Raw genomic sequence first — 17,790 nt, 5'->3', positions numbered from 1 at the left:
TGTGTACTAACCTTCACTAGAGAAATTATCAACTTTGTTTTCTAACGCTGTAATACGTTTAGCCATACTATCTAATTTTTTAAAGCGTATGACATTTTTCTTCCAGCTTCGGTGCAACTCTTGCCCCGTACCTGAAGATAAAACCTGTCCGGGCTGGCTTACCGACTTACTAATTAAACTCATAGCTGTAACATGGGTATTATCAGCAATAGTCAGATGCCCTACTATTCCACTCAGTCCCGCAATAGTACAGCGGCGCCCAATTTTAGTGCTTCCCGCTATCGCCGTACAGCCTGCTATCGCAGTTTGTTCACCTATGACAACATTATGAGCAACTTGAATTTGGTTATCGAGCTTCACACCGTCTTTTATGTAAGTGTGATCTAATGCGCCACGATCAACAGTTGTACCAGCACCAATCTCAACATCCTGTCCAACACGCACGCCACCTAACTGAAAAATTTTTACCCAAGCACTTTTTGTAGGAGCAAATCCGAACCCGTCTGCCCCTAGCACTGCGCCAGAGTGAATCAAGCTTCTCTGCCCAATGTGCACATCGTCATATAATATAGCACCCGCTTCTATACGAGCATCTTTAGCCACTATACAACGATTGCCAACAACTGCATTTGGGCCAATATAAACACCCGCTTCGACTATCGTTTCGTCCCCCAGAACCACCCCTGGAGCAATGCTTGCTTGCTCATGAACTTGAGCAGAAGTGCTAATATGAGCCGAAGACGCAATACCAAAGCTTGCTTTAACTCGCCAATCAAAGAACTTACTTAACTGTGCAAAAGCTAAATAGGGATCATCAACGACAACGGCTGCACAGGGTACGTTTACAAGATTATTTTCGGCTACTAACACAGCACTAGCCTTAGTTAGACTTAGGCTAGTCACATACTTAGCATTAGCCAAAAAACTCAATTGGCCAGGCTTAGCAGATTCTAAAGTGTGTAGTGAATTAATAACCAACTCACTATCACCGACTAACCTCCCCTTAACAAGAGAGGCTATCTCAGACAGTAAAAAACTAGGTAAAGTACGTGCCATTTACTTGTTAAGAAGCTTCACAACAGTAGGCGTTATATCAAACCCTTTGCCATAATATACAGTGGCCTGTTTTGCAAGAATAACGTCATACTTGTTGTCTTTAATGATTTTACGAATAATGTCATCAAGCTTTGGCTTCATATCTTTAATAAAGCCTTGCTCACGCTCAGCGCGCTTCTGCTGTAGCTCTTGTCCATTGCGCTGATACTCTTGGAAGACTTTCTGAAACTGCAGTCTTGCCTGTTTCAACTCATTGTCACTCATTGAAGAGCTGTTTTTCTGAATTTTTTCACGCATCATTTTGGCTTGTTTTTCGAGTTCCAACAAACGGCTTTCATCACCCTTAAGCTCGTTTTGTAAACTTTTCTTAAAAGAAGCTGCGGCGTTAGATTTCAGTAAAGCTTCTTGAACGCCTAGAACAGCTAACTTATCGGCAAATACAACAGGAGCAAATGCAATTGAAACAGATACAGCAATAATCTTTAATAACTTCATCATTAATTCCTTATTTAAGAAGTCGTAAATTTAAAAACTTTGACCTAGTGAGAATTGGAATATCTCAGTATCGTCACTAGACTTTTCATTGATAGCTTTACCTACCGAAAAGGACAAAGGCCCCAATGGTGACAACCAGCTAAGCCCTATACCCGCTGAGTACCTTATTTCATCAAATAAAACACCCTCTTCGCAGCTAGAAGAAGCTGATGTTGAGGCTAGGCATTTCGTAGTGAAAACATTCCCTCCATCAATAAACAATAGCGAACGCCAACTACTTTTATCTTCAATAAATGGAAACGGAAAAATCAATTCCACACCACCAACAGCCATAACATTACCGCCAAACGGGTCGTCATTTGAATCCCTTGGGCCTAGGGAGTTATTTTTATAGCCTCTAACCGTTTTGAGTCCACCTGCAAAAAAGTGTTTAAAGAACGGATAAGTATTATCACCATAACTCTGAGCATAGCCTAAACGCCCCTTAAGTCCCAATATCCACCCTGAATCTTCAAACAATGGGCGATACCATTTAGTTCGATATAAAGCCTTGTAATAGCTCAAATCACTCCCTGGCACTGACACTTCTAGGCTAGCGCGATGAGAATAACCACTCGTAGGAAAAATTGAGCGATTCAGGTGGTTATTACTCCAAGCAAACGTAGTCTTAATGTTGAGATAATCGCCGCCTTCCTCATCAACAAATGACTGAATTTCATCAACCGGCTTAAACTTATTAGGGTTTACTTCGATACTCTCAATACCTAAAGAAAAGCTGAGGCGTTGGTAATCATCAATAGGATAGCCAAAAGTCACGCCGCCGCCATACTCATTCAAAGAGTAGCTACTGACATCATCTTCTTCAAAATCGCTTTTCCGATAGAAAAGATCAAATCCCCGGCTAACGCCATCGACTGTATAATAAGGATCAAGGTAGTTAAAGCTTGCCTCTTTTCGTGTTGAACTATTAGCAATATTAAACCCTACTTTTTTCCCGGAACCGAAGAAATTATCCTGTTGAATACCTAAATCTAAGATAAGGCCATCGCTTTGAGAAAAACCAACGCTCGCTGTAAACTGCCCTGATTGCTGTTCCTCAACAGTATAGTTTAGATCGACTTGGTCATTAGTACCGGCAACCGGTACTGTTTCCAGGTTTACCGACTTGAAATACCCTGTACGTTCTAATTTAGCTTTTGTTCTTTGAATACTTTCAGTAGAAACAATTGCCGCTTCCATTTGCTGAACTTCGCGACGAACCACATCATCAGCAGTACGGCTATTACCGCGGATGTTAATACGCCTGACATAAGTCTGCTTACCAGGATCTACAAAGAACTTTAATGAAACAGATTTATCTTCTTCGTGAACGCTAGGTACTGGACTAATATTAGCAAACATATAACCGCTATCACCCAACAGCCTTGTCATAGATTCTTGCGCATTGGTCATCGCTTTGCGTGAAAATATCTGTCCTTGCTCAAGCGCTACTTTTGCCTTCAGGTCTTCTTCAGAAACAACAAGGTTTCCTGAAACATCTACATCACGTATCGTATATTGCTCACCTTCATGGATATTTACTGTGATAAAGACATTTTTCTTATCAGGTGTTATAGAGACTTGAGTTGAGTCTATGGTGAAATTCACATAGCCACGATCCATATAATGCGAACGCAATCTTTCCAGATCACCAGAGAGCTTCTCACGAGCATAACGATCATCCTTAGTATAGAACGACCAGAAGCTTGGCAATTTTAGTGCAAATAACTTTTTCAACTCCTCATCTGAAAAAACACTATTACCAATAATATTGATGTGTTGAATAGAAGCAACACTGCCTTCTTTTATATCAATATTAAGTGCTACACGATTACCTGATAGCGGTTCTACTTCGGTGTCAATTGCAGCACCATAACGCCCCTGGCCAACATAAAGACGCAATAAATCTAATCGGATCTGATCGAGTGCAGAACGCTTAAATACATCGCCTTCACTCAACCCCGATTGCTTAAGGCCTTTAAGCAAGTCTTCATCTTTAATAACCTTATTACCATCAAGCCTAATCAAGCTCACCGATGGTCTTTCTTTAACCGTAAGAATCAAATAATTTTCATCTTTCGCGATATCAATATCTTCAAAATATCCCGATTTAAAAAGCTGTTTAGTAGCTTCTATAAGACTGGTTTCACTAACGGTGTCTCCTGAGGCAATAGGAAAATTCCTAAACACAACACCCGGTTCAACTCGCTGTATACCTTCTAACCGAATGTCATGGACCTGAAAAGGAGTAAAGGCAGCATGCACATTACCTGCCCACAAAACCAAACCAAGTACCAGACCAAATTTATTCTTCATGAAACCTCTTCCTAGTATAAGCTACTGCTTTTTAAAGGCGCATAACATCATTAACGATGGCCAGTGTCATAAGCGACAAAAGCAAAGCCATACCCAACTTAAATCCAATTTCTTGTATCTTTTCGCTTACCGGCTTACCTGTTATTAATTCGATTCCATAGTAAAGCAAGTGACCACCATCAAGAACGGGAATAGGAAGCAAATTTAATACTCCCAAGCTAATACTCAGGTAAGCAAGAAAACTGATAAAAGGCTCAAAACCTGAAGCTGCCGAAGCGCCCGCCACTTTAGCAATGGTTATTGGACCACTCAAGTTTTTTACAGAGATGGCACCTTCTATCATTTTCCAAATCGAATCTAATGTTAAACCGACCATATGAAGTGTTTTATCATACGCAACACCAATCGCATCAAGCGGTCCGTACTGAATGGTGCGCAACATACCTTCAGGCCACACTGGCGGCTTAACGCCAGCACCTATAACTCCCTGCACACTGCCATCTTCTAAAACGCGATTCTTAGGTGTCACTTTCAACACGCGTAGCTCACCAGCACGGCGAACTGAAAACGCTAAGGCTTGACCCGCAGAGGACTGAATGGTTTCAACCAAAGCCATCCAATTAACAATAGAAACCCCATCAACATCTACAACGACATCACCCACTTGCAACCCAGAAAACTCGGCGGCACCACCCGGTACGATATGGTCTAAAATCGGTTCAACTTCAGGTCGATATGGTTGAATCCCCATCGCTGACAAAGGTGACTCATTTTCAATATCAACATTCCAATCTTTTAATGCAACATTATAAACTTTAGGAACAGCTGAGGCAGAGTTAAGCACAGCAATCGACAGCAGGCCTGACTCACCAATCCGAGATGCAAAACGTAAATTAACTTCATCCCAAGAACGCACGGGATAACCGTCAACCTGCACAACTTCAACACCTGCTGGCACACCGGCGCGATCCATCACAGAGCCTTGCTCCACAGAACCTACAATAGGAACAAATGCGCTAACACCCACGACAAACATGAGCCAATAAGCAAACACCGCAAAAATCAAATTAACAAGAGGACCTGCAGCTACAATGGCTATTCGTTGTAACACAGGCTTATTATTAAATGCTTGAGAGCTCAAATGCTCAGGAACATTACCTTCACGCTCGTCGAGCATTTTGACATAGCCGCCAAGAGGTATTGCAGACACAGAATATTCAGTGCCATCTTTACCAATACGCGACCACAGAGACTTCCCAAAACCAACAGAAAACTTGAGTACTTTTACACCACAACGACGAGCGACCCAGTAATGACCCCACTCATGAATAGTAACCAAGATACCGAGCGTGACAACCGTCGCTAAAAGCGTTTGAATAATTTCCATCAGCACTCACAAGATAGGCAGAAAAGTTAAGCCCAAAAAATAAAAAGGCGCGGCAGCAAGTACACTATCTATACGATCAAGAATACCACCATGACCAGGCAGAATTGCCCCACTATCTTTAACTTTAGAATGTCTTTTAAGCAAGCTTTCAAAAAGATCGCCCATCACTGAAACCAAGCCAACAACCAATCCCAGCACTAATAAAAAAGCACTTGAAGCAATACCTAAGCCGTTCCACCAAGCAAAAACTATCGTCGTTAATGCTACCGCAACTAACCCACCGTACATGCCTTCTCTGGTCTTCCCAGGACTAACTTGAGGAGCAAGTTTAACTTTACCCCAGCGCTTGCCTGAAAAATAAGCACCAATATCAGCAGCCCACACAATGAGCAAAATCAATAGCAACCAAGCATTCCCTGACTCTAAAGACTTTAATCCAAGCATACTCAACCAAGCTGCTGCTAACATTAAAATCCCACACAAAGCTCTAACCGAAGAGTACTTCCATAAGCCTTCAGACGGGTAACGAATAGTCCAAAAAAACGCTAAACACCAAAGAGCTAACGCAGGTATAAGTACAAAATCCTGCACCTCTTCCAAGTGCAGCTGCCATCCCAGAAGAATAGACATGAGCACAACAACAGAAAAGGCTATGCGCTTAATCGCTGCCTTAATATCAGACAGTAAAGCCCATTCCCAAGCTCCAATCAATGTTACGCCAGCAAAGAAAACAGCAAAACCTTTAACAGGTAACAAAAAGACACCACACAACACAAGAGGAGCCAATATCGATGCCGTTATAATTCTTTGTTTAAGCACTCGTTTTAACCCCTAACTGCTCACTGGTTTTGCCAAAACGCCGCTCACGTGTACAAAAATCGCGAATAGCCAAACCTAAGGATTTTTTATCAAAATCAGGCCAAAAGTCATCAACAAAGTAATATTCGGTATATGCCATTTGCCAAACAAGAAAGTTACTGATTCTACTTTCGCCCCCGGTTCTGATACAAAGATCAGGCTTGGGTTGATCATGCAGCATCACATACTCATCAAATACAACTTCGTTTATATCATCCGCAGAGATAACGCCCTCTGCACACTCTTTTGCTAAACGTTTAGCTGCCTGCACAATATCCCAATGCCCACCGTAATTTGCTGCGACATTCAAGGTCAGCAGAGTATTACCAGCGGTTAACTCCTCAACCTTAGCGATTTTACTCTGTAAAGCTTCGCTAAAACGAGATTTATCACCGATAACATTAAGGCGAATGTTGTTTTTATTTAGTTTTTTGGCTTCTCTATTAAGAGCCAAGAAAAACAACTCCATCAGCCCTTTCACTTCAAGCTCTGGGCGCTTCCAGTTCTCACTGCTAAACGCAAACAGTGTTAATGACTCGACGCCATACTCTACACAGCCTTCAATGACACTGCGTACACTATCGACACCGGCCTTATGCCCTGCAAGACTCGGCAAGCGATTTGCTTTTGCCCAACGATTATTACCGTCCATAATAATTGCAATATGCTTAGGCAATACTTTATCAGCTGGGATATTTAATTTTGAATGTACTGACATATAGAGGGTCAGATAGGCCAGTTCTCACCAGCCCTCCTTCTGCTTTTAGATTTCCATCAAGTCTGCTTCTTTCTTCTCAAGCAAACCATCAATTTCTGCGACGTATTTGTCAGTCAGTTTTTGAATACCATCCTGACCACGACGCTCTTCATCTTCCGAAATATCTTTTTCTTTCAGAAGGTCTTTTAGGTCGCTATTAGCATCACGGCGAATATTTCGAACCGACACTCTCGCTGATTCAGCCTCACTGCGCGCTTGTCGGATATAAACTTTACGTGTCTCTTCTGTCAAAGCAGGCATCGGAACACGAATAACACCGCCATTTGACGAAGGATTCAAACCTAAATCAGATTTATATATCGCTTTTTCAATATCAGGAACAGTTTGCTGCTCCCAAGGAGAGATCATCAGCGTTCTAGCATCTTCAACAGTGATATTGGCAACCTGCTGAAGAGGCACTGGCGCACCATAGTACAAAACCTGAACGGAGTCTAAAATGCTTGGATGAGCACGTCCTGTTCTAATCTTTTTAAACTGCTCTACAACTGACTCAACGCTTTTTTTCATCCGCGTGTCAGCATCACTAGCTATCTCATTCAGCATATTGATCTCCAGTTACTTCACCACCTATTAATGTACCCTCATCTCCGCCTCCCAGCAGATTAACAAGCGCACCAGGACGATTCATATTAAACACCCGGACAGGCATATCGTGGTCACGGGTTAAACAAATCGCCGTCAAATCCATTACTGCCAGCTGCTTTTCCAATACTTCATCATATGACAACTGCAAGTAGCGTTTAGCAGTAGGGTCCTTCATTGGGTCTGCCGTGTACACCCCATCAACTTTTGTTGCTTTCAAAACAACATCGGCATCTATTTCAATGCCTCTCAAACAAGCAGCAGAATCCGTTGTAAAGAAAGGATTCCCTGTACCTGCTGAAAAAATAACAACATCGCCTTGGCTTAAATAACGCATGGCATTACGTCGGTCATAATGATCTACAACACCACTCATTGGAATAGCAGACATCACTCGTGTTGCAATATTAGAACGCTCTAGCGCATCTCGTAGCGCAAGTGAATTCATTACAGTGGCAAGCATACCCATATGGTCGCCTGTCACTCGGTCTAAACCCGCAGCACTTAAGGTTGCACCGCGAAACAAATTACCGCCACCAATGACAATACCGACCTGCACACCGATACCAACTAACTGGCCTATTTCTAGCGCCATACGGTTAAGAACTTTAGGGTCGATACCAAAATTTTCTTCTCCCATTAAAGCTTCACCGCTTAACTTTAGAAGAATACGTTTATATTTGGCATGTTTAGAATTTACGGCAGGCATTACAGGATCTCCGCAGAACGAAGTTAGAAGGATAGAGACTTATAAAAACAGTGTGCGTACTGTAACACAGCACACACACCTTTCTAGCGCGCAGAGTTATTTATTATTTAACTGTGCCGCTACTTCAGCTGCAAAATCCAACTGCTCAACTTCGATACCATCACCTACTTCCAAACGAGAGAAAGAGGCAACTTCACCGCCAGCCGCTTTAACCATTGCACCAACAGTCAGCTCTGGGTTTTTAACAAATGCTTGCTCAACAAGGCTGTTTTCAGCAAGGAATTTATTAATACGACCAACAACCATCTTCTCTGCAATTGCAGCTGGCTTGCTAGCCATATCTGGCTGAGCCAAAATGATTTCTTTTTCTTTAGCGATTACAGCTTCAGGCATATCGCTCTGTGAAACCACTTGCGGATTTACCGCTGCTACATGCATCGCAACATCTTTAGCAACTTCAACACTAGCACCTTTCAAAGACACTAGTGTAGCGATACGGCTATTGCTATGAACATAAGCACCAACCAACTCGCCTTCTACGATAGAGATACGACGAAGACCGATGTTTTCACCAATTTTCTGAACCAGTGCTTCACGCGCTGCTTCCAATTCACCCGCCATCAGAGCAGCTACATCATCAGACTTGGCTGCAAACGCTGCATCAGCAACTTTCCCAACAAAACCAAGAAAACCTTCATCACGTGCAGCAAAATCAGTTTCAGAGTTAACTTCAACAATGATACCGTAAGAATTATCATCAGCAACACGGACAGCAACTACACCGTCAGCAGCCGTACGACCAGCTTTCTTAGCAGCCTTCATGCCTGATGACTTACGCATTTCATCAATTGCAGCTTCAACATTACCGTCAGCTTCTACGAGCGCTTTTTTGCACTCCATCATACCCAAGCCTGTACGATCGCGCAGTTCTTTAACTAACTTAGCAGATACACTTGCCATTCCAATTACCCCTTGATTACGCATTCAATCAAAATCTAAAAAAGGGGAGCAAAGCTCCCCCCCTGGTACTCAACGCTGCAGAAGATAGACTTCGCAACTACAGAATTTATTCTGCAGCAGCATCTACTTCAACAAATTCGCTTTTCTCGCCACCAGCAACTTCAACACCTTCGCCACACGCATCAGCTACAGACTTAACATAGATCTGAATTGCACGAAGAGCATCATCATTACCCGGGATAACATAATCAATGCCATCTGGGTTGCTATTAGTATCAACAATACCGATAACTGGAATACCTAGCTTATTTGCTTCATTTACAGCGATGCGCTCGTGATCAACATCGACTACAAATAGAGCATCAGGAAGGCCACCCATATCCTTGATACCACCAATAGAACGATCCAGCTTTTCCATTTCACGCTGACGCATCAACGCTTCTTTTTTGGTTAGCTGAGAGAAAGTCCCATCGCTTGAAGCACTTTCAAGCTCACGCAAACGACGAATCGACTGACGAATAGTTTTGTAGTTTGTCAACATACCACCTAACCAACGGTGATTAACAAACGGCATACCTACTCGTAGCGCTTCTTCTCTAATGATCTTGCTTGCAGCACGCTTAGTACCCACAAACAAAACTTTGTTTTTGTTCTGAGCCAAGCCCTGAACAACATCTAATGCACCATTTAGTGCAGGAAGAGTGTGCTCTAGGTTGATGATATGAATTTTATTACGAGCACCAAAAATGTATTGAGACATTTTTGGGTTCCAGTAACGAGTCTGGTGACCAAAGTGAACGCCTGCTTTCAGCAGCTCACGCATAGTAACTTGTGCCATGTTTAGCATTTCCTGTTTTAAATTGGGTTCAACCTCCACATATCCCAGCATCCAACCGTAAACGGCACCCGAAAACTGTGACGATATGTGTGTGAGATATTCCTCGCAATGCAGTCTGCATTTCGGGAGCGCGTTTTATACCACAAGATGCGATCAATTTGAAGGTCGACTTCGCTCAGGAGGGATAATTCGGTACAATCGGTTTAATCTATGTTTAATGCTCAGACTTACCCGCATCAAAGTCTGGCATTCACTATTTTAAGGAAAGTTATGTCCGTTATTATTAAGACCCAAGAAGAAATCGAAAAAATGCGCATTGCTGGGCGGCTAGCTGCCGAGGTTCTCGAAATGATCGAGTCTCATATTGCCGTAGGGGTGACGACAAACCAGCTAGATAAAATTTGTCACGACTACATTACTAATGAACAGCAAGCGATCCCTGCACCACTGAATTACCACGGTTTCCCTAAGTCTATCTGCACCTCAGTCAATCAAGTAGTTTGTCACGGAATTCCCAACGACAAACCGTTAAAAGATGGCGACATGATCAATGTAGACATCACCGTTATTAAAGATGGCTACCATGGCGACACTAGTAAGATGTTTTTTGTTGGTAAAGAAATCCCCCATGCCAAACGGCTAGCAGAAGTCACCTTAGAGTGCCTCTACAAAGGCATCGAGCTAGTCAAACCAGGCGCCTTTTTAGGCGACATTGGTCATATCATTCAAAAACATGCTGAATCTAACCATTACACAGTAGTACGCGAATATTGCGGACACGGCATTGGCATAGAATTTCACGAAGACCCACAAGTTTTACACTACGGCCGCCCAGGCACTGGTATTAAACTTGAAGAAGGTATGATTTTCACTATCGAGCCCATGATTAATGCTGGAAAGCGTGACGTCAAACTTTCCAAAAAGGATGGCTGGACAGTAGAAACAAAAGATCGCCGCTTGTCCGCACAATGGGAACACACAATCCTAGTAACAGAGACTGGATTTGAAGTATTAACCCGCCGATCTGAAGAAACTTTTTAATCATACTGAGATTAAATAATGAACACGACCTTGCAGCAACTTGCAGAGACTGATGCTTTTATTGACATTCATGCTTTTGAAGCTCGCTTAGCCAGCGGAGAATCACCCATCAAGGTGTTCAAAAGCACAATCAATAAAGCCCAGGCTGAAATGGACGCCCGCTTTAAGTCTGGCGAAGATATTCGCAAGTTAATCTATGGTCGTGCAGGGGTCATTGACACCATATTAACTTCTGCTTGGAATTTATTTACTTGGCCAGACGACACACAGATATCGCTGATTGCCGTTGGGGGTTACGGACGAGGCGAGTTACACCCCCACTCTGATGTCGACCTTATGATCCTTGTTGATGACATTGACCCTGCCGCTTATGAAGAAAGTATCAGCCAATTCCTCACGCTTTTATGGGACATTGCCTTAGAAATTGGCTCCAGCGTGCGCAGCATAGAAGACTGCTATGACAAATCACGCGATGACATTACTATCGCCACAAATCTCATTGAGTCACGCCCACTAACAGGCGACCCTCGACTGCATCAGCGCATGTATGACCGAGTGACTTCAGAAGGCGCCTGGACCGACAAAGAGTTTTTCATTGCCAAGCTAAAAGAGCAAAAAGCACGACACGAAAAAACCAACAACACCGAATACAATCTTGAGCCTAATCTAAAAACGTCGCCCGGCGGGCTTCGCGACCTACAGACTATCGGCTGGGTTGCTAAACGCCACTTTGGCACGACCTATATTCGAGACTTAGTTGATCACGGCTTTGTTACAGAGTCTGAGCTTGAAACACTTAATCGGGGCGAACTTTACCTTTGGACTGTTCGCTACGCCCTGCACATGCACTGCAGGCGCCGCGAAGACCGGCTGCTATTTGATCACCAGCGTACACTGGCTGACTTTTTTGGCTACAAAGACCAACATGGCGCACTTGCTGTTGAACAGTTCATGAGCAAATATTATCGTGTTGCTATGGCTATGGGTGAATTTAATGACATGCTTTTGCAATATTTCAGCGAAGCTATTCTAAAAATTGATGACAAGCAAACAATCACCTCAATCAACAAGCGCTTTCAAATTCACAATGACTATTTAGAAGTCACCTACGATAAAGTTTTTGAATACCACCCCTTCGCCCTACTAGAAGCCTTCGTATTACTGGCACAGAACGATGAAATACTAGGTGTAAGAGCGTCAACAATCAGATTGATTCGTGACCATCGACACTTGATAGACGATGATTTTCGTAGCGATCTACGTAACACCAGCTTATTCATGGAACTATTGCGCTCACCTAATGGCGTATCCACCGAACTCAAACGCATGAATCGCTATGACATTCTTGGCCGCTACCTACCGGAATTCGGAAAAATTGTAGGCCAAATGCAGCACGACCTTTTCCATATTTATACGGTCGATGCACATACCATGAAAGTCATTCAGAAAATGCGCCAATTCCGTCATACCGACCACCGCGAACAGTTTCCCATCGCACATAGAGTTGTCAACAATCTACCCAAAATCGAGCTTCTATACATAGCGGGCCTTTATCACGACATTGCTAAAGGGCGTGGTGGGGATCACTCAGAGCTAGGCTCTGTGGATGTTATGGAGTTTTGCGAACGCCATCATTTAGGAAAGTGGGATAGTCATTTAACGGCCTGGCTTGTACGCAGCCATTTACTAATGTCGATGACAGCGCAACGCAAAGATATCACCGACCCCGATGTCATCCACAACTTTGCTATGCATGTACGCGACACTGTCCATTTGGATTACCTCTACGTACTAACAGTAGCCGACATCAACGCTACCAACCACACTCTATGGAATAACTGGCGAGCCACTTTGTTAAGACAGCTATATATGGAGACCAAACGCGCATTAAGACGCGGGCTGGAAAACCCCATTAACAAAGAAGACCGAATTGAGCAGGTTCAACACGATGCCATGCTCATTTTAGCTCACTCAGGACAACCAGAAGAAGAAATCAAAGAGTTTTGGAGCATGCTGGGCGAAGACTACTTCCTACGAGAAGAAGCCAGAAATATTGCATGGCACACACAGTCTATTCTTGAACACGGCTCAAATGAACTTCCCTTGATTTTAATTCAGCAGACCTCTTACCGCGTTTTCGAAGGGGCAACCGAAATCTTTATTTACAGCGAAGACATTCCCAACCTGTTCTCAGCAACCGTTGCCACCCTGGACCAACTACACCTGAATATTCAAGATGCACGCGTTATCTTGACTGACGATGGAAGAACACTGAATACCTACACGGTGTTAACAGATGATGATGAAGCGTTATCAGAGAACCCGAGCTATTTAAACAGTATTCAGGAACGTCTAATCGAAGAACTCGACGACCCGGACGATTATCCAGATATCATTCATCGGCGTGTTCCTCGGCAAATGAAACTTTTTGCCATGCCAACCACAGTCAGCCTGAGCAATGACCCTAATTTACAGTTGACGGTAATGGAAGTGAGAAGCCCTGACCGCCCTGGTCTTCTAGCGCGTATCGGCCAAATATTCTCTGAGCTTGATATTTCTGTGCGTAAAGCAAAAATTGCGAGTGTTGGCGAACGTGTAGAAGATTTCTTTTTCCTGACAGATAACGACGGTCTACCTATCAGCGACCCAGCACTCTGCCAAGAATTGCAAACACGCGTCTGCAGAGAACTCGATGAACATATTCGTGATGAATAAATAACTAATAGAGAATAATAATGGATCAACAAACGAGAACTGAAATTGAAGCCGCTGCGTTTCGCCAACTAGTCGCGCATCTAGACAAACGTAAAGACGCGCAAAATATTGATCTTATGAATCTAGCAGGCTTTTGCCGCAACTGCTTATCGAAGTGGTACAAAGCAGCAGCTGCAGAGCGCGGTGAAGAGATAGATTACGAACAAGCCAGAGAAATAATCTATGGCGAACCTTACTCTGATTGGAAAACCAAGCACCAAAAAGAAGCAACAGCGAAACAACTAGCCGCTTTCGCTAAGTCTGAAGCCAACAAATAGCCTCCGCCCCCAGCTTCAGAAGCTAATTAATCCAAGCACGCTGAAGCTGACTCATATCAACCTCAAGAATCGTTGCGTAGGTATCATCTTGTATAGGGTAGGTTTTAACCACCCTTGCCCCGCGAACAAAACCCGCAACAGCAGCTTTGAAAGAGTCACGTTGCATCACCATATCCTGAACCGTTGTGGTGCCGAATATATACTGCCCATGCACAACCCCAACCAACTCTTGATAAGCCCTAAGTTTAGATGCTCGCATAGCCATCACGACTTTTTGCTGACGGGTAGCTCCTGGCTGCAAACTGATGGGGGCATATCCTGTTGCTTGCACCCACTCAGCGGAGCTACTTTTTGAAGTATCGTTCTCTACTGTAGGCGCAGGGAGCTTATCTACGACCTCATTAGCTGTTACCCAAGCTGTTTCGCACCCACTTAACAGAGCAGCAACTATAACAACGAACAGCAACCTCATTTCAATCCCCTCGCGGAACTCGTACCGTTTTCGATAATATAACCATTATTTAGCGCCTTGACAGGGTCAAAACCGGGAAGCGCGCCTTCGAGTCGCTTATTAGGTATATGAGTCTGGGCGGCAGCTAACACTTGTCGAGTCGTCGTATCAAGCACTCTAGCGTTAATCACAATACCGTCAGGGTGGTGCGCATATGTTCCGGTCAGTACAAAATAAATTTTATAACGCTGACGAAGGGCGGAAATATTCTGCCTTGATACAGGAGCCTTTACTGTGGTTGCTAAGCTTACCGCACGATAATCTACTAAATTATAACCACGCTGCTGCAAAGGAAAGATAAAGCTTTCTGACAATCGATCCCCAAACAATGAGTCAGGCACACTATGGCGCAATGAGGCAAACGGCAAAACAGCAATAGGAAAACGTTTCACTCTATTCTGGCTCAGCCCACTCACCAACTGATCAGCCATCTGCTCAACAGCCTCGCTCACCGGGTCTATCTCTAAATCACCACCCGATACAGCAACTGTCGTAGCAGGCTGAGAGGTAACCGTATTACGCGCAGAACTCACTAATGCCTGACTAACTTGAGGACTCAGCTTTTCAATAGTGACAGGCACTGGTTGCTGATATGAGCATCCGCCACAGAGTATGCTAAACAAAAGAATTGAACCGATATTTCTAATCATAACTGCCTGTTTATATCCATTCGCTACATAATGCAGATAATTTTTTAGAATTAAAAGACACATGGTTTGCATGTAGCGCGCAAATTGCATACCTTTTCTTCTATTAATCATATATCGGTCAGGTTGCTCTCATGTTGAGACATTTTCAAGATTATTTCTTCTCTATCATTATTTTACTATGCAGTACTTACGCTTCAGCGACTACTGTTGAAGCAACAGGACAAGCACTAATACATAACAACAATATAAGCCAAGCCCGAGAGCAAGCCATTGCTGACGCCAAACAACAAGCATCTTTACAGGCCGCCGCTTACATTAGCAGCACTCAACAAGTAGAGGATGGCATTCTTGAAATTGACAACATGCGCATCTCCACTATGAGTCAATTATCAAACATTAAAATTATTGATGAAAAGCTTTTCGGTAAGAAGCTTCATGTGCGTATTAGCGCTGATATTGATACCAAAACCACTTGTGAAAATGGAAATACAGGTAACAGCTTTCGCAAAACCGTTGCCATTACTGCATTCCCTCTCGAGCACCCCTTACAAGCAAGCCTAGGCTACCTGAGAAGTGCTGAGTCTAACCTCGCTACGCAACTTGTTTCTCGCTTAAATACAACCCAAGGCATTTCAGCACTTAATGCAGGAAACTTACTACTACACAAACAGTTAGGGACAGCAACTTCACGCCAGCTGGATAACGGCGCACTCACCACTATGCTGCCCTACACTCAGCAATTGGATAGCCAGTTTATTATCTCTGGGGTTATCCGAGACTTATCGATGCTAAAACCGAACACAACCAGCGAAAAAAACTGGCTTATAGACACTTACAATAAGCTCGATTACAAAAGTAAAAAGCATTTACGCAACTTTAGCGTTGACCTCTTTATTCACGATGCTTTTAGTGGCACTTTACTAGAACAGAAAAGCTACTCCACTCAAGGACGCTGGAACCATTCAGAAACCGACAGAGTAGGCTTTGCCACTCCCGCCTTTTTCAGTGGAGACTATGGGCAAAATGTCAAAACACTACTTGATAATATCAGCACAGATTTATCCCAATCTCTTCGCTGCTTACCCTACTCAGCAAGAATTACTCGCACAGAAGAAAACAAGCTTTGGATCAATGCCGGCAAGGAGAGCGGCCTGTCAAGAGGAGACAAGCTTAGCGTTTATCGTAAGACCATGTTTTACAATCAAAGCAGCCAACCAACCACAGAATTAATTAACACGCGTTTAACGATGATCGTTGATGAAATACAGCCGACAGTCGTCAAAGGGCACATCGATAGCCTCACCACGCAACACAATATTCAGCCTGATGATATCGTGATGTTCTGGTAATGGTTTACTTCGCACACACCCACTCTATAATCGGCATCTTTAAATAGTTTTATGATAAAGGGTCTCCAATGCAAACCGAGCTGTTCAACCAGTTAGAAACTAAAATTGAAAGCATGATCGACGAAGTCGAGTTACTAAGAATGGAAATAAGCGAACTACGTGAAGCAAAACAAAAATTGGAAGACGGACAACAAGTCTGGCAGGAAAACCTGCAGCAACTCCTGAATAAATTTGATTCAGTAGACGCCGCAGAATAGTGTGATCAAGAAGGGGGCTCAGCCTATTATTTCTGAGTCCCTCGAATATTAATTTCCACACGGCGATTCAATGCACGCCCAGAAGCACTTCCATTATCAGCTACTGGATAACGCTCACCGTAACCTTGTGTGCTAATACGCAACCCATTGATGCCACTATTAGATAGATGATTAGCAACGCTGGCTGCACGCTGCTCAGATAGCTGTTGGTTGTATTCAAATGATCCAGTGCTGTCAGTAAACCCATTCACACTCAATGCCGTTTTATCAAACTTAGTGAGAACCGTTACAACAGAATCCAGCACAGGATAAAAGTTACTCGCTATTTGGTATGAGCTAGTCTGAAAAGTCACATTCCCTGGCATAATCAAACGAATTTCATCACCAACACGCTCAACACTCACGCCTGTACCTTCTAATTGCTGACGCAACAAAGCTTCTTGCTGGTCCATGTAGTAGCCGATCCCGCCACCTGCTGCACCGCCCACCAACGCACCGATAACCGCACCTTGAGTTCGATCTCCTTTACCTGACACAGCAGAGCCAAGTAGCGCTCCTGCAAGCACGCCAATGCCGGCTCCTTTAGCCGCATTTCCTGTCTTCTCTTCCCGGGTGTAAGGATCGATAGTTGTACAACCAGCCAATACACTGGTTGCCAATAACGCTATCACTAACTTTTTCATAAACTTCCCTCTGCGTGTCATACAAATTTTAATAATGAGTTAAATTTAGCTGCGCGACGACTAAATAGCTAATACATAAACCTATGTAAATATTCACGATAAGGCCCACATAATAATATAAGTTATCTAATCTAACGTCGCACAGCGCATCGCATCGCATCGACAACTGTATTAAAAGCCATCATCCGACATCAATACGTCTATTACAAATCGTCCTTAGAACAGTTTCTAACAAACTTAGCTACAATC

The 17,790-nt window shown here is 43.4% G+C and carries 18 protein-coding genes; 5 read left to right on the top strand and 13 right to left on the bottom strand.

The genetic code is table 11. The annotated features are described in order from the left end of the window. Window positions 1-6: 6 nt before the first annotated feature. The 10 genes from lpxD to rpsB all read right to left on the bottom strand — a co-directional run bounded on the left by lpxD (window position 7) and on the right by rpsB (window position 10,018). Complete coding sequence (gene lpxD, locus NEJAP_RS02960; RefSeq protein WP_201349228.1) at window positions 7-1,056, bottom strand: UDP-3-O-(3-hydroxymyristoyl)glucosamine N-acyltransferase; 1,050 nt, start codon at window positions 1,054-1,056, stop codon at window positions 7-9. Further along, window positions 1,057-1,551, bottom strand: a complete 495-nt coding sequence (locus tag NEJAP_RS02955) for an OmpH family outer membrane protein (protein WP_201349227.1) — start codon at window positions 1,549-1,551, stop codon at window positions 1,057-1,059. A gap of 30 nt (window positions 1,552-1,581) precedes the next feature. Then, entirely contained in the window at window positions 1,582-3,906 is a 2,325-nt protein-coding gene (gene bamA / locus NEJAP_RS02950) for an outer membrane protein assembly factor BamA (RefSeq protein WP_201349226.1), read from the bottom strand. A gap of 31 nt (window positions 3,907-3,937) precedes the next feature. Further along, window positions 3,938-5,293 (bottom strand): RIP metalloprotease RseP, encoded by a 1,356-nt coding sequence (rseP, locus tag NEJAP_RS02945; RefSeq protein WP_201349225.1) that lies wholly within the window; start codon window positions 5,291-5,293, stop codon window positions 3,938-3,940. Window positions 5,294-5,299: 6 nt separating this feature from the next. Beyond that, a complete protein-coding gene (locus NEJAP_RS02940; protein WP_201349224.1) occupies window positions 5,300-6,112 on the bottom strand; it encodes a phosphatidate cytidylyltransferase in 813 nt (270 codons plus the stop codon). Continuing rightward, window positions 6,105-6,869 (bottom strand): polyprenyl diphosphate synthase, encoded by a 765-nt coding sequence (uppS, locus tag NEJAP_RS02935; RefSeq protein WP_201349223.1) that lies wholly within the window; start codon window positions 6,867-6,869, stop codon window positions 6,105-6,107. The genes NEJAP_RS02940 and uppS overlap by 8 nt, the downstream gene beginning before the upstream one ends. 45 nt (window positions 6,870-6,914) lie before the next feature. Next, the gene (gene frr / locus NEJAP_RS02930; protein WP_201349222.1) at window positions 6,915-7,472 is read right to left on the bottom strand and encodes a ribosome recycling factor; all 558 of its coding nucleotides are present in this window, start codon (window positions 7,470-7,472) and stop codon (window positions 6,915-6,917) included. Then, window positions 7,462-8,220, bottom strand: coding sequence for a UMP kinase (gene pyrH / locus NEJAP_RS02925; RefSeq protein ID WP_201349221.1), 759 nt, complete (start codon window positions 8,218-8,220; stop codon window positions 7,462-7,464). Before pyrH ends, frr begins: the two co-directional genes overlap by 11 nt. 96 nt (window positions 8,221-8,316) lie before the next feature. Next, window positions 8,317-9,180, bottom strand: coding sequence for a translation elongation factor Ts (gene tsf / locus NEJAP_RS02920; protein WP_201349220.1), 864 nt, complete (start codon window positions 9,178-9,180; stop codon window positions 8,317-8,319). Window positions 9,181-9,286: 106 nt separating this feature from the next. Further along, complete coding sequence (gene rpsB, locus NEJAP_RS02915; protein WP_201349219.1) at window positions 9,287-10,018, bottom strand: 30S ribosomal protein S2; 732 nt, start codon at window positions 10,016-10,018, stop codon at window positions 9,287-9,289. Between the two features lie 270 nt (window positions 10,019-10,288). Here rpsB and map point away from each other — a divergent pair, with 270 nt between their 5' ends. From map to NEJAP_RS02900, 3 genes are read left to right on the top strand one after another with little or no spacing between them, the layout of a single operon-like run. Continuing rightward, window positions 10,289-11,059, top strand: a complete 771-nt coding sequence (map, locus tag NEJAP_RS02910; protein WP_201349218.1) for a type I methionyl aminopeptidase — start codon at window positions 10,289-10,291, stop codon at window positions 11,057-11,059. An 18-nt stretch (window positions 11,060-11,077) separates the two neighbouring features. After that, window positions 11,078-13,774 carry a [protein-PII] uridylyltransferase gene (locus NEJAP_RS02905; RefSeq protein WP_201349217.1) on the top strand — a complete coding sequence of 899 codons (2,697 nt, stop codon included), beginning with the start codon at window positions 11,078-11,080 and terminating at the stop codon, window positions 13,772-13,774. A 20-nt stretch (window positions 13,775-13,794) separates the two neighbouring features. Beyond that, a complete protein-coding gene (locus NEJAP_RS02900; protein ID WP_201349216.1) occupies window positions 13,795-14,091 on the top strand; it encodes a DUF1244 domain-containing protein in 297 nt (98 codons plus the stop codon). Window positions 14,092-14,113: 22 nt separating this feature from the next. Here NEJAP_RS02900 and NEJAP_RS02895 read toward each other — a convergent pair whose 3' ends face one another. Both NEJAP_RS02895 and NEJAP_RS02890 read right to left on the bottom strand, forming a co-directional pair. Further along, window positions 14,114-14,563, bottom strand: a complete 450-nt coding sequence (locus NEJAP_RS02895; RefSeq protein ID WP_201349215.1) for an LPP20 family lipoprotein — start codon at window positions 14,561-14,563, stop codon at window positions 14,114-14,116. Next, entirely contained in the window at window positions 14,560-15,252 is a 693-nt protein-coding gene (locus NEJAP_RS02890; protein ID WP_201349214.1) for a FlgO family outer membrane protein, read from the bottom strand. The genes NEJAP_RS02895 and NEJAP_RS02890 overlap by 4 nt, the downstream gene beginning before the upstream one ends. A gap of 131 nt (window positions 15,253-15,383) precedes the next feature. On the opposite strand from NEJAP_RS02890, the gene NEJAP_RS02885 reads away from it, so the two are divergent. Both NEJAP_RS02885 and zapB read left to right on the top strand, forming a co-directional pair. Further along, the gene (locus NEJAP_RS02885; protein ID WP_201349213.1) at window positions 15,384-16,601 is read left to right on the top strand and encodes a flagellar assembly protein T N-terminal domain-containing protein; all 1,218 of its coding nucleotides are present in this window, start codon (window positions 15,384-15,386) and stop codon (window positions 16,599-16,601) included. Window positions 16,602-16,669: 68 nt separating this feature from the next. Next, window positions 16,670-16,858, top strand: a complete 189-nt coding sequence (gene zapB / locus NEJAP_RS02880; RefSeq protein WP_028468090.1) for a cell division protein ZapB — start codon at window positions 16,670-16,672, stop codon at window positions 16,856-16,858. Between the two features lie 26 nt (window positions 16,859-16,884). Here zapB and NEJAP_RS02875 read toward each other — a convergent pair whose 3' ends face one another. Next, on the bottom strand, window positions 16,885-17,541 hold the full coding sequence (locus NEJAP_RS02875) for an OmpA family protein (protein ID WP_201349212.1): 657 nt from the start codon (window positions 17,539-17,541) through the stop codon (window positions 16,885-16,887). Between the last annotated feature and the right edge of the window lie 249 nt (window positions 17,542-17,790).

Origin of the sequence: Neptunomonas japonica JAMM 1380, from assembly GCF_016592555.1 — a bacterium.
Taxonomy (GTDB): Bacteria; Pseudomonadota; Gammaproteobacteria; order Pseudomonadales; family Balneatricaceae; genus Neptunomonas; species Neptunomonas japonica_A.
The sequence above is the reverse complement of the archived record's forward strand: the minus strand, read 5'-3'. Positions and strand labels throughout refer to the sequence as shown.